Source organism: Synechococcus sp. BL107 (assembly GCF_000153805.1).
Classification (GTDB): domain Bacteria; phylum Cyanobacteriota; class Cyanobacteriia; order PCC-6307; family Cyanobiaceae; genus Parasynechococcus.
Window position 1 is genome coordinate 1618248 of record NZ_DS022298.1, and the last position, 13554, is coordinate 1631801.

The following is a 13554-nucleotide window of genomic DNA, read 5'->3' on the forward strand; positions in this document are numbered from 1 at the left end:
AGGAATTGTGAAGAACGCCACGACGGCGCTGCGAAAGGTTATCTCAACGTGAGACGCGACTGGTCTTTTCCGGCCCCTTCACCAACAGGCTCCCTCGCGTAACGCCAAGTTGATCGTGGATCCGCTCCTGACGCCAAACATCCTTCGATGCGAGTCGACCCGCCAGCGCATCGGCATAAAGACGGACTCGCCTCAACGTCGACTCAGCATCCTCATCCAATAACTCGAGACGAAAGGAGGTCACACCTGCCTTTCTTAGGGCGGGTAAAGCCTCAACCCCTGTCTGAGCAATGCCATTAAAAAGCGTATTGCGGCATCCCAAATCAGCGCGTAGCGGATGTTCAACACCGCTGCGATCCCTCAGTGTCACCGTGTGTTGCTCACAAGGACGTCCGCAATCTGTGTGGTCCTGTCCGTCCGAAAGGAAGGCGCAAAACAAACAGTGCTCCATGTGAAATAAGGGCATGTGTTGATGGAGCGTGACCTCCAGCGCGGTTCCATCGACATGGGATGTCAAATCAAGCAGTTGCTGCAAATTCAGGTCGTAACTCGCTGTCACGCGTTTCAAGCCCCAATGTTCGCGATACCAAGACATCGCCAAGGGATTGGCGATGTTCAGGGAGAAATCACCAATGCAAGGAGCTAACGGAGACAAAGTTTCCAATTGATCGGCATTACGAACCAGAAATCCATCAGGTCGCGCTCGAATCAAAGGATCCAAAGTCCACCGTTCATTCGGTCGTGTGACACGGGCACCAGACAGCCAGATCCCCTCCGGCCAATGCCCACGCCCCATGGCAACGGCTTCACGCAAATCTCGCGGATGCTCGAGGTCTGCCACCACCGAACGAATGGGGGCCAGGGCTGCCGGCAACGCCTTCAAAGCCCTGAGCTGCTGAAGACTGCGCACGAGCACCACCAGCCCCGGCTCCTGGGGGTCCGCAGGATTTGAAGGAGTGGGAGATCCCGCTATGGGGCTGAGCATCGGGACGAGGACGTCCTGCACACACCGCGCACTGTCTTCAGTCACTTCACGATCTGCCGTCGGGGCTTCATCAGCAACGGCAAGGGTCTCAAGGGAATCCAGCAGTTGACGACGCATCCGATTCAGTTCAGCGACAGGTAAGAAGAGATCCCCTTCCAAATGCAGCTCAAGGCGCTCTAACCGCCAAGCCGTGCCACCCAGCCGTCCCAGTTGCTCAGTCAGACGCTGATGATCCAGTGGCCTTTGGCTCGCAACTTGAAGAGGCATCCCGCTTTTTACGCTGAGCCCTGCGGTGCTCGGTTGCAGTAATTCGATTGTTAGGGGCTGATTCACCGCGCCAGTTACCGACACCACCAAAGGGGTGGATACGGGCTCGACGATGCGGCGGGAGGCCCGTTGCCACTGAGCTTGCCAAGCTGGATCGCTTGTCAGCCATACCGATGCACCAGCCCTCAGCGCGTCGGTCTTAAGACGGTGAGGTCCTAGACGAAGTTTCAAGCGCTCACGACCGATCTGCTCACAGGCCATCACCCGTCCACCGATCTCGCGGGGTGGGGTTAATGGATCAGGCGACAACACCTCCAAGACAACACCTTGACCTGCCCGAATCCGCTCACGACTTCGAATTTGAAGCCAGCCGCCCCGCTCAACAGCGAGGAGTTGCCCCACCAACGGGCCTCGCTTCTTACTCCAACGCCCGTGCACCAATTGACGGTGGTTGACCCCCCCCAACCAACCGGTGGACAAACCCCGGGAAAAAGCAAGCTCCAGTTGTCGTCGAACAGCTAAAGGGTCTTCATCCTGCTGATCCAGCCGATTGCGGTAAGCCTCCGTCACAGCAGCCACATAGGTGGCGTCTTTTAAACGACCCTCAATTTTGAGACTGGCGATACCAATGCGCTGCAATTCAGGAAGCAGTTCCCAGGCGGCAAGATCCTGTGGTGAGAGCAAATAACGTTGATCTTCAAGGGAATGGGACGTGCCATCCACGACCATTTCATAGGGGAGGCGACAGGCTTGGGCGCATTCGCCACGGTTGGCACTGCGCTGCCCCAACGATTCACTCGTGAGGCACTGTCCTGAATACGCCACACATAGTGCGCCATGCACAAACACTTCCAAAGGAATCTGCAAATGCCTCTGGGTGAGCTGATTTTGAAGCCGCTCAAGATCCTGCAAGGACAGCTCACGAGCCAAGACAACCCGTTCACAACCCAAGGCAGCGGCTTGGGCCACCCCCGCGGCACTGGTGATCGACATCTGCGTCGAACCGTGCAGGGTTAATCGCGGCACCAACCGTTGGGCTAAACGGCAAAGGCCAACGTCTTGAACAATCACCGCATCGACACCGGCTTGATCTGCAGCAAGCAGCAACTGGGCCGCTGACTCCAACTCATCGGTGAACACCAGAACGTTGAAGGTAAGGAAGCCCCGCACACCGCGCTGATGCAGCCAATGCATCAATTGCGGCAGCTCTTCCACACGAAAATTTTCGGCGCGCTGTCTTGCGTTAAAAGCATCAACGCCGAAGTAAACCGCGTCGGCGCCAGATGCAACGGCCGCCTTCAGTGCAGCCCAGTCGCCAGCTGGCGATAACAGCTCAGGAAACGTCACGGAAGCGGACGGGAAAAGCGACGAGCAGCCTCAAACAGACGCAGGGCGTCCGCGGAGCCCTCATATCGCCAATGCCAAGGCTCGTACATCACCCCTTGATCGTTCCCATCAGGGAAGGAGAGCACAAAGTGATATCGAGCAGCGTGATCTTGAAGCCATCGGAAGGCTTGGGTGTTTTGAAACTGCGTGGACAAGTTGGTTTCTTGAGCCTCCCCATCGCCGAGATCGATTGCATAACCAGTGCTGTGTTCGGAATAGCCAGGGGGAGCTGAAACCTGTGCGCGCTCTTCAGGCGTTTGATTACGTTCCGATGCCACATCAAAAAAGATTGATTCCTGAAGTGCTTGAGAGCGGTACCCACTGAGCAGACGAAGATCAACACCGTCGGCAAGGGCAGCATTCATCATCGAATTCAATGCCGCTGCCGTATCAACATGCAATTCCACGCCGGGTTGAAAAACAATCAGCTCATCGGTTAGTGCCTCACGGTACGGAAAGTGACCCAACAAACGACCATCTGAATCGGGACGTTCACGGAACCCACGAATTTCAAACGGTTCACTTGGTGCCATGCCCATCAACAACTGTGGAGCCACCATCACGGCCAGAACACTTCCACCGCCAACGAAAAGACATCCCATTAGGAGACCAAGTCCACTGTTTGATTTGCGTTGACGTGGCGGTCGAGAGCGTTGGGCAACGGGAATGTCATCGCGCTCGGTGCGTCGCGCAGAGGATGGCCGAACCACAGCGCTGATGCATGTTGTTTCGATCGTAAGGGTGTAAGCCCGTGCTACCAAGACAAGTTCATTTCTCGGTAGTAGCTTTAAAAAACAGACCAGCGGAGTTTTGCTGAGATGTTGAAAGTCGCAGTGATTGGCGGAGGACCAAGTGGTTCTTGCGCGGCGGAAATTCTCGCGAAGGCTGGGATTGAAACTTGGTTGTTCGAGCGAAAACTCGACAACGCCAAACCCTGTGGTGGTGCTATTCCGCTCTGCATGGTTGAAGAATTCAACCTGCCTGATTCGATCATCGATCGAAAGGTGCGGAACATGAAAATGATTTCCCCCTCCAATCGTGAGGTGGATATTCAGCTCGATCCCCTCGGTTACGACGAGAACGCCTACATCGGCATGTGCCGAAGGGAAGTGTTTGATGCCTTCCTAAGGAACCGCGCGGCAGACCTAGGCACCACGTTGATCAATGGCCTGGTGCAAAAAATCGACACCGGCAAAAACCGTCAGGGGCCGTATTGCATTCATTACGCCGATTACAGCAGTGGCGGTCCGACAGGCGAGCCTAAAACCCTTGATGTGGATCTGATCATCGGTGCCGATGGAGCCAACTCCCGAGTGGCGAAGGCGATGGACGCCGGTGATTACAACGTGGCGATTGCCTTCCAGGAACGGATCAAACTTCCGCCTGAGGAGATGACTTATTACGAGGATCTCGCGGAGATGTACGTCGGTACAGACGTATCGCCGGACTTCTATGCCTGGGTGTTCCCGAAGTACGACCATGTGGCGGTTGGTACCGGCACGATGCAACAAAACCAAAGCCTGATTAAGGGTTTGCAGAAGGGCATCCGTGAACGCGCCACCAAACGCCTCTTCAAAGGTGAAGTGATCAAGGTTGAAGCTCACCCCATCCCAGAGCATCCGCGGCCTCGCCGCGTCGTGGGACGCATGGCGCTTGTGGGTGATGCCGCTGGATACGTCACCAAAAGTTCTGGAGAAGGGATTTACTTCGCTGCCAAAAGTGGCCGGATGTGCGCGGAAGCGATTGTTGAAATCTCCAACAACGGTGCGAACGTTCCGACGGAGAAGCAGATCAAATCCACCTACCTCAAGCGTTGGGATCGCAAATACGGCGCAACCTATGCCGTGCTCGATATTTTGCAGCGCATTTTTTATCGAAATGACGCCGCACGGGAAGCCTTCGTCGAAATGTGTGACGACAAAGATGTCCAACGCCTCACCTTTGACAGCTACCTCTACAAGCGAGTGGTGCTGATGAATCCATGGCAGCAGGTGAAGCTCACGCTTCGCACCCTTGGAAGTTTGCTTCGCGGAGAAGCACTAGCTCCTCCGGTGTACAAGCCAGTACCTTCGGCCGTCGGTCGGTCTGATGGTGATTTCCTGGCGGAAGAAGCCTCCCAACAAATCAAAGCTCAAGCAAAAGAACAGGAGAGCAAAGAAAAAGCCAAAGTGAATTAACTCCAGCTTGCCTCCAGCCTCACCGGCGAGATTCCATTGCTTTCGCCGCGGCATCCTTCAGCCGTTCGATTCCCTGCTCCAGGTTCTTGCCTGGAGCAGTTTCTTTTTTGGTGGTTGACCACACATTGATGGCGTACATCGCCGCACCGGCAATGATCAATTCCGCCACAATCGTTCCCAATGCGTTTCCCTCCAGATGAATCACGACGGGAGCTTGTTGCTGAGAGCTTGTTGCTGAGAGCCCGTTCCTGATGCGTTCTCTTGATCGGTCATTTTGAAAAAATTCAGCAGCGTCTCGATATTCGTTTAAGACACTGCTGCCAAGGAAATCGTCAACTTTGAATCAACTCGAATTGAGCGAAGACAGCCGCTTGATTGCGTAACACCCCGAGCAAATTAAGTCGGTTCGTCCGAAGGGCCGGATCATCGGCCATCACCATCACACTCTGATCACCATCAAAGAATGCCTCCAAGGCCGGTGTGGATTCCACAAGGACGTCACAAAGTTGTTGATAAGCACCACTTGCCGCAAGCGGGTTCAAGCGTTGTGTGGCATCGAACAACCCCTGCTCACTGGCCGACTCAAACAGCGCAGGGTCGACCACATCAGAGCTGGACAACACACCTGAAGGGAGATCACCCTTCTCAGCCAATCGAGAAGCCCGCTGAACGACGGCTTGCACTGCAGTTAATCGCCCCTGATCTCTCAAGCCCCGCAGCATTTGAATACGAACCCGCACATCCAGGGGATCCCACAACAGCCGTGTCGTCGAAACGGTGTCGCCAGCGACCGCCTGAACCAAATCGGCGGCGTAGCCATCGTCTTCGAGTTGCGAGGTGATGCGCTGTCGCAACAGGGCTGAGAGATCACCAACCAGTTGGGCTGTATCCACCGCGAACGCAGGGAACAGCTCTTTCCAGGCTTCAACAGCTTTGGCAAGAAAACCATTGAGATCGAGTTTCCAGCCTTGATTCCAAAGAATCAGGAGCACACCGTTCCCCGCCCGTCGCAGGGCATAAGGATCGGATGAGCCAGTGGGACGTTCCCCCTTGGCATAAATGCTGAGGAGCAATTCAAACCGCTCGGCGAGGGCCACCACGGCCCCAGCGTCGGTGCTGGGCAAATCGTCTCCCGCACCCCGCGGTAGATAGTGCTCCACCACGGCCAGCGCCACATCACGCGATTCGCCTTCCTCCAGTAGATATTTCCCACCCATCAACCCCTGAAGTTCAGGGAATTCACCCACCATCTGACTGACAAGATCGTGCTTGCACAGATGCGCCGCACGACGCGACGCCGTCGCAACTGAATCCGACAGCCCAAGGTCAGTCAATAGCTGGTCCGTGAGGCGTTCAATCCGGTCACACCGATCACGAAGACTTCCAATCCCCTCGGCAAACGTGACGCGGCTTAAAGCATCACGACGCGTTGCACTGGCCTGACGTCGATCAACCTCGAGGAAAAACTCTGCGTCGGCAAGACGAGCACCCAAGACCCGCTCATTGCCGCGGATAATCAACGCAGAAGCCTGCTCAAGACCATTCGCCACTAGCAGAAACTCAGGGCGCAGCACCGCCTCTGCCGTGAGTCGCAGCGGGTCAGGGGTAAGTCCAGGAATCTGCAACGGCACGTAGCGCTGATGCGCTTGCATCACGGTGGAAATCACCTCAGGCGGTAAGTGCAGAAATTGTTCCGCAATTTGCCCCTGCAAAATCCTGGGACCCTCGACAAGATCAACGAGTTCTTCAAACAGTCGGTCTGGGCAGTTGGCCTCCCCATTTGCGGCCTCAGCCCCTTGATCAATCGACGCTCGAATCAAACGAGATCGTTCATCACGATCCACCAGAACCCCAGCCTGTTGCAGGGTTTTGACGTATTGATCCGCCGACGCAATGCACAGCGGTTGATCGCCATGGAGACGATGGCTACGGCTGAAGCGATCACTTTGAACCACGGGATCTGCTCCAGGCATCTCCACATCGATCACGTCGTCGCCATGGAGAGCAACCAGCCAACGAATTGGTCGACTGAAGCGCTGGGTCCCCGTCCCCCATCGCATAAAGCGACGACCTTGCAATGCGTCAATCCAGGTTGGGATCAGGTCGCGAAGGAGAGACACACCGTCGCGTCCTGCCGTCAACACAGTGGCAAAGACACACGGTCCTTTGGGTGTATCGCGTTGCTCGAGCTGCGAAGCATCGATGCCGCAACGTTTGGCAAAGCCAATCGCAGCAGGGCCTGGAACACCATCTTTGAAAGCCTGAGCGACTGGAGGACCTTTTCGCTCTTCACGGAGATCTGGTTGATGGTCGTCCAGGTTGGGGACCGACACCACGAGACGGCGCGGCGTTCCAAAGATCGAAATCGATCCATGGCTCAACCGAGCTTCTGCAAGATCGTGCAGAACCCGGTCTCGGAGTTGATCGAGCGCTTGACGCGCAAAATCCGCCGGCAATTCTTCAGTGCCGATTTCAAGAAGAAACGTTGTTGTCACGACACGGACATGAGCCAATCCGACTGTATTGGAAGCCGTTTCGCTACGGTCAGTTAGTAACTCCTGATCTGAGCAAGAGAAGGCTCTGTGGACGTGGCGGAACCTCAAACCAACAGCCTCTCAAAAGCAGAGCAGCGCAAGCTCGACAGCGACCATCTGCGCGAGCCGTTGTTAACGGAACTTGGCAACGATGAGGTTCGCTTCAGCGAAGACGCTGTTCAGCTCCTCAAATTTCATGGCAGCTACCAGCAGCACCACAGGGAACTCAGAAAAACCGACAAGGTCCGTAGTTGGCAAATGATGCTGCGGCTTCGCAGCCCGGGTGGTCGAATCCCTGCCCAGTTGTTTTTAGCCCTCGATGAGCTCTCCAACCGTATTGGAGATGGAACCCTTCGGACCACAACCCGGCAGGCCTTCCAGATGCACGGGATCCCAAAGGCTGATCTGAAAGAGGTGATCGGCACCATCGTGCGCAACTTGGGATCCACCCTTGCTGCCTGTGGCGACATCAACAGAAATGTGATGGCGCCGCCTGCCCCTTTTGAAAAAGGTGGATACCCCGCAGCTCGGCAGCTAGCTGACGAGATTGCCGACCTACTCAGTCCAGAAGCGGCTGAAGGTTCGTATCTCGACCTTTGGGTAGATGGCGATCTCAGCTATCGCTTCAAACCATCCAAGGCGGTGAAACAGGTACGCAAGCGCCAGTCGGAAGGTGGGGTCTTCTCCGGAAGTGAGGCTGAACCTCTTTATGGAGACACCTACTTACCGAGGAAATTCAAAGTCGGCGTCACCGTGCCAGGCGACAACTCCATCGATCTGCTCACGCAAGACATCGGATTGGTGGTCTTTACCCATCCATCTGGGGAGTTGAAAGGTTGCAACGTTTATGTGGGCGGTGGTATGGGACGCACCCACAACAAAGATGAGACGTTCGCTCGCATCGCTGATCCCCTCGGATACGTAGCAGCAGAGCACGTCTTAGACGTGGTTCAGTCGATCCTTGCGCTACAGCGAGATCATGGCGATCGGATCATCCGGCCCCACGCCCGAATGAAATATTTGCTGCACGACAAAGGGATTCAATGGTTCCGCCAGACGTTGCAGCGGGATTATTTCAAGGCTGAGCTCACAGGACTCCGTAACGAACCCAAACCCAAACTTCTCGACTATCTGGGTTGGCACCGTCAGCGGGCCGGGCTCTGGTTTGTGGGACTACCCCTGCTTTGCGGGCGGTTGGAAGGAGAACTGAAACAAGGGCTTCGACAGCTCGTGGAGACCTATCAACTGGAAATCAGGCTCACGGCGAACCAGGATTTACTGCTCTGCAACATCGGAACCGCGCAACGCGCCGGCATTCGATCGGCACTAGCTGAACTGGGCTTTGAAGTACCGGAGTCGCCGGCACCCTTGGCCCGACACGCGATTGCCTGTCCAGCTCTGCCGACATGCGGTTTAGCGATTACAGAATCCGAGCGGATTCTTCCCAATGTGTTGGATCGACTCGATGCCCAGCTCAGGCGACTGGAGATTGAGAAATCCCTACTGGTGCGTATGACTGGCTGCCCCAATGGTTGTGCTCGGCCGTACATGGCTGAGCTCGCCTTGGTGGGGAATGGGGTGAATCAATACCAGCTCTGGCTAGGAGGTACTCCGAATTTGCAAAATCTGGCACGCCCTTACGTGGAGAAGCTTCCACTCAAGGATCTAGAGCAAACCATTGAGCCACTGTTGCTGAGCTGGAAAGCTGCTGGTGGCCGTCGAAGTTTTGGAGATCACATCAACAAACTTGGCGATCAAGGGGTTGCTGAATTGCTTCCTACTTCCGCGTAGATCGCTACTTCGGCCCCAGTCCGCCAAGCCCACAATTGGTCGCCATAGGAATAGTGCCACCACTCATTTGGGTGTTGAGCAAACCCGGCAGACGCCATCACCGAGCGCAAAAGTTCTCGTCGTTGATGAAACAACTGCTCCGCTGGATCGAATGCTTTAGCGAAGTAATCAGGTTCTGAAACGGCTCCAATGGCATCAATTGGTCCACCCATCTCCAGCAGCTCTCCAGCATCCGTTGCGAGGGTGAGATCGACTGCAGCTCCAGTGCTATGGGGGGGAGGGGTTTGAGGATTTCGACTCGGTGGAGCCCAAAAGCGCCCCACCTCAGATTCCACGTTGTGTAAGTCAGCTTTTTGACCAGGATCATCGCGATCGATACCCCGTTCTCGGCACAGCTGATCGACGGTGTAATTCACCATGAAGGCCTGAACGCTGATCGGCCTCCATGCATCGAAGATTGCGAAATGGAGATGGGGGGCACGATTACGCAATTGATCCTGCGCCTCAAGTAATCGACTAACGACACCGGATCGGAGACGAAAGGGGTCCTTATTTTGGCCATAGGGCGCTCCCACAGACGCATAGGGATGGGGCTCAATTCGAAACAATGGCGGCGGTAAATGATCCAATGGTTCCAAGCAATCTTGGATCGGACGATCACTCCAAGGACGCATGGGTTGAAGATTCGGTGATGTGGATGTCCAAAGTTGAATGGAATCCAGTGAATAATGATTAATTCAGTGGCGTGCCACCACTGAGGCGACGTTGTTGATCATCCAGCAAGGCTCGAAGTTGGGGGCAACGTTCAAGATTTGGATCATCACGGAGTAGATCCTGGGCTGCAGTTCGGGCATCCTCCAAAACAGCTGCATCATCGGCGAGGCTTGCCAGGGCCAAATCTGGCAAACCGGATTGGCGCGTGCCCAGCACCTGTCCAGGACCACGCAACCTCAAATCCATTTCAGCAATTTCAAATCCATCGGTGGATCGGACCAAAACATCGAGCCGCTGACGGGCCAAGGGGTTGGAACTGCCATTGATCAATAAACAGTGGGATGCAGCCGCCCCACGCCCCACCCGTCCGCGCAACTGGTGGAGTTGGGCCAGGCCAAACCGCTCTGCGTGGTCGATCATCATCACGCTCGCTTCAGGCACATCCACCCCCACTTCCACGACGGTTGTCGACACCAGCACCTGACAGGCTCCGGACGAGAACGAGGCAAGCACCTCTTGTTTCTCCACACTGCTCAACCGACCGTGCAGCAAGCCAACCTGCAGATCTGGGAACACCTCCGACACCAGCTCAGCATGCACTTCAACCGCTGAACGCAATTCCAATTTCTCGGATTCCTCCACGAGTGGCAGCACCACATAGGCGCGCTGACCTTTCGACACTTCGTCCCGGATCAAGGCATAGGCCTTCTCCCGTTGTCCGGCGGACAGCATCGCCGTCTTGATCGGCGTTCGACCTGGCGGCAATTCATCAATTTGGCTCACATCCAAATCACCATGAACAGACAGTGCCAATGTTCTGGGAATTGGAGTTGCCGTCATCGTGAGCAGATGCGGCTGCAGACCTTTGTTCAGCAGTCGGTCCCGTTGATGAACGCCAAAGCGATGTTGCTCATCAACCACCACAAGTCCAAGCCGTTCAAACACCACGGGATCCTCCAAGAGAGCATGGGTGCCCACCAATAATTTCAACGAGCCACTGGCCAGGTCGTCGAGGAGCTGACGCCGACGGGGACGGGGCGTTGAGCCCGTAAGCAACTCAACTGTGATGTGAAGTTGGGGCAACCAATGACACAGATTGCGATGGTGCTGCTCAGCCAACACTTCGGTGGGTGCCATCAATGCGCCCTGCCAGCCAGAGGCGATGGTGCTGAGTAGAGCTGCAATCGCAACGACGGTTTTCCCTGAGCCCACATCGCCTTGGACCAGACGTGCCATGGGTTTCGACTGGGCCAAATCAGCCTCGATTTCATGCAACACCCGCTGTTGAGCCTCGGTGAACTGGAACGACAGCAAATCCCTGAAATCCTGGACAAGTCCCTGAGTGGAGGGGAGAAGGCCGAGCTCAGGACCAGGACGAGAGCGCAACGCCTGGCGACGCCTCAACAAGCCCAGTTGCAACAGCAGAAATTCGTCGAAGACCAAACGATGACGACCACGGTCCAGCGTGGTCCGATCCTTCGGAGCATGGAGCGCCTGCAATGCCTCTGAAACCGACAAAAGATCAAACGTCTGCCGTAATGCCTCTGGCAGAGGTTCGGTCCATTGCTCTGTAAGGGGTAACACCTGTTCAATCAGGCCTCTAAATCGATCAGCCCCCACACCCTCTGTGAGGGCGTACACCGGAAGAAGACGTCCAATGCTGGCCGACTTCACTGGCGAGGAGGGGTTCTCAAGAACCTCAATCAATGGATCCTGAAACGACAACCCATAGGCACCATCTTTCACAAGACCACTCACAGCCACGCTGGCTCCAGCTGGATAAAGGCGTTGTTGACCTTTGAGGTATGCCTGTGAACTAAAGCGTTTCCCGGCGAGAAAGCGCGTCACCTTGAGCCGCCCTGTTGGGTCCTGCAGCTGAAGTTCAAGAATGGCGAGGTTGGGATTGCGTGGGCTTACAAAGCCATTACAACGGCGAATCGTGGCCACGATGGTGGCTGTTTCCCCTGCAACCAAGGCCTCAATCCGTCGCATGGACGAGTAATCGACGTGGTCGCGGGGGTAATGACGCAACAGATCTTTCACCAGCAATAAATTGAGTGAGGCCAAGCGACTGGCCAACTTCGGTCCCACCCCTTTAATGCGGGTGATCGGACTCTCAAGATCAAGGCTGGGACGTTCGTTTGGTTGTGGCCCAGAAGCGGTTTGCAGTTTTAAGCGCGGTGGTGCCATCGGAGCCGATGGTTCCAAGCGATGGCGTAACTCGAACAGCCACTGACGGGCATCAGTGACGAGCCGACGACGGGCGACATCTGAGAGCTGCGGATACGCATCAAAGGAGCTGCGCAAACGCTCCATCCGTTCCACAGCGCCACGGGGCATGGGTATCGGGGGAGGCGCCGACAACTGTTGCGATAAAAATTGGTGAAAACGCTGTTGACGTCCCTGGAGATTTTGAAAACCGCGATCCACCTCCAAACCCAACGACTGCTGCAGTGGACGCAACCAGTCGAGGAACAGCGCTAGCTGAGCGCTTGTCAGTCCACGGTCGGCGTTGATCTCGAGTCGCGTGCAGTCGAGTCGAGTGGGGTCGAATCGGATGGGGTCTGCCAATGGGTCCGGGCCTCGCGATCCAGGGAGCGACGCTCCCAATGACGTTGCTGTCCGACCATTTTGGTCAAGTCTTGATGGTGTTGGCGTAAACGGCTGCGGCAACGGCGCAACCGATGACTGTCGAATTCCAACTCACTGGTTCGAATCAAAATCGAAAACACATCCATGCCTGGCTCAAGTTCACCCATGGCCAAGGGCAATCGAATGCGTAAAACATTGCTCGCCGTCGGCTGGGTTTCCATTTGTCCCCGCTGAACGGCCTCCAAAAGGGTGATGGGGAGAAGGGCTTGCGCAAGCCCCGCCCTCAACATCTGAACATTGACGGCATGGGACAAATTACGCAGACGCCGAGAGAGGGCCAGATCCATGGACTGCATCCAATGAAGCAGGGCATCCGGACGTGTCGGAAGCAAATAGTCATCCCCTTCGGACGAGGGGCTGCTCGGTGCATCCAGCATCCAATCCTCCACAGGATCAGACGGTTGCATGACATCACCAGCCAGCTGAAATAACGATTGCAAGACGTCGAGATCAGAACTCTGTTGTGGTTCCTCCTCGTCCCCAGGCATGACGGCATCTGACGCATCGCTGGCTTCGTTCTGACTTTCATCAGAAACATGGCGCGGTGCGACAGGAGGGGTGCCCAGCGGAGACGCCAAACTCAAATGAACGGACCCCGCAGGATCACTTCGGTTCAACCGCGACGAATCGGGTTGGTCCGATTGTGTTGCTGCTTTGGTCTCTTGAAGATTTTTGGAGAGACCCTGAAACATCTCACGACTTGCATGCGCCTGTTGGCGACGCTGCTCATCATGCATTTGGTTGACGAGATGGATGAGTTGCTCAACCGTCAGTAAAACGGAGCACCGCTTGGTGAGGTCCTGAATCGCCGCGTGAAAACGGCTCCGCTCTCCGGCACTTAGTCGACTAAATCGTGCTGGATCAACCTCGCTCAACAAACTGAACAGCGCCTGACGCGTGGCAGTTTGCACTTCATCGCGCAAAACCTGCAGATAAAGCGCTTGATCCCGATAGATGGCAACCGATCTCTGCCGGCACTGCCGTTGTAGGAGTGCCAGCTGCTCAGATGGGTCGTAGGCGGACTGGATGTCCAGGGCTGACACCGGGA

9 protein-coding genes are annotated in these 13554 nt (G+C 55.8%); 2 read left to right on the forward strand and 7 right to left on the reverse strand.

Annotated features, from left to right (window positions below):
- Positions 1-43 precede the first annotated feature (43 nt).
- Both BL107_RS08385 and BL107_RS08390 read right to left on the reverse strand, forming a co-directional pair.
- Positions 44-2599 carry a U32 family peptidase gene (locus tag BL107_RS08385; protein WP_009789891.1) on the reverse strand — a complete coding sequence of 852 codons (2556 nt, stop codon included), beginning with the start codon at positions 2597-2599 and terminating at the stop codon, positions 44-46.
- Complete coding sequence (locus tag BL107_RS08390) at positions 2596-3399, reverse strand: D-alanyl-D-alanine carboxypeptidase family protein (protein WP_009789892.1); 804 nt, start codon at positions 3397-3399, stop codon at positions 2596-2598. Before BL107_RS08390 ends, BL107_RS08385 begins: the two co-directional genes overlap by 4 nt.
- A 57-nt stretch (positions 3400-3456) precedes the next feature.
- Between BL107_RS08390 and chlP the strand changes: the two genes are divergently transcribed.
- Positions 3457-4815, forward strand: a complete 1359-nt coding sequence (chlP, locus tag BL107_RS08395; protein ID WP_009789893.1) for a geranylgeranyl reductase — start codon at positions 3457-3459, stop codon at positions 4813-4815.
- A 19-nt stretch (positions 4816-4834) separates the two neighbouring features.
- On the opposite strand, the gene BL107_RS08400 is transcribed toward chlP, so the two are convergent.
- Positions 4835-5020 (reverse strand): hypothetical protein, encoded by a 186-nt coding sequence (locus tag BL107_RS08400; RefSeq protein WP_009789894.1) that lies wholly within the window; start codon positions 5018-5020, stop codon positions 4835-4837.
- A 127-nt stretch (positions 5021-5147) separates the two neighbouring features.
- Positions 5148-7310, reverse strand: a complete 2163-nt coding sequence (glyS, locus tag BL107_RS08405) for a glycine--tRNA ligase subunit beta (RefSeq protein ID WP_009789895.1) — start codon at positions 7308-7310, stop codon at positions 5148-5150.
- 87 nt (positions 7311-7397) lie between these two features.
- Here glyS and BL107_RS08410 point away from each other — a divergent pair, with 87 nt between their 5' ends.
- Positions 7398-9140 carry an NADPH-dependent assimilatory sulfite reductase hemoprotein subunit gene (locus tag BL107_RS08410; protein WP_009789896.1) on the forward strand — a complete coding sequence of 581 codons (1743 nt, stop codon included), beginning with the start codon at positions 7398-7400 and terminating at the stop codon, positions 9138-9140.
- On the opposite strand, the gene BL107_RS08415 is transcribed toward BL107_RS08410, so the two are convergent.
- The 3 genes from BL107_RS08415 to BL107_RS08425 are packed head-to-tail and all read right to left on the reverse strand — an operon-like array spanning position 9104 to position 13549.
- The gene (locus BL107_RS08415; RefSeq protein ID WP_009789897.1) at positions 9104-9814 is read right to left on the reverse strand and encodes a M15 family metallopeptidase; all 711 of its coding nucleotides are present in this window, start codon (positions 9812-9814) and stop codon (positions 9104-9106) included. The genes BL107_RS08410 and BL107_RS08415 overlap by 37 nt on opposite strands.
- 58 nt (positions 9815-9872) lie before the next feature.
- Positions 9873-12425 (reverse strand): ATP-dependent DNA helicase RecG, encoded by a 2553-nt coding sequence (recG, locus tag BL107_RS08420; RefSeq protein ID WP_156779429.1) that lies wholly within the window; start codon positions 12423-12425, stop codon positions 9873-9875.
- Positions 12350-13549, reverse strand: coding sequence for a hypothetical protein (locus BL107_RS08425; protein WP_009789900.1), 1200 nt, complete (start codon positions 13547-13549; stop codon positions 12350-12352). The genes recG and BL107_RS08425 overlap by 76 nt, the downstream gene beginning before the upstream one ends.
- Between the last annotated feature and the right edge of the window lie 5 nt (positions 13550-13554).

Bases quoted from the DNA above. Each gene is read 5' to 3' on its own strand.
- chlP (WP_009789893.1), top strand. From the start codon at position 3,457: ATGTTGAAAGTCGCAGTGATTGGCGGAGGACCAAGTGGTTCTTGCGCG.
- BL107_RS08415 (WP_009789897.1), bottom strand. From the start codon at position 9,814: ATGCGTCCTTGGAGTGATCGTCCGATCCAAGATTGCTTGGAACCATTG.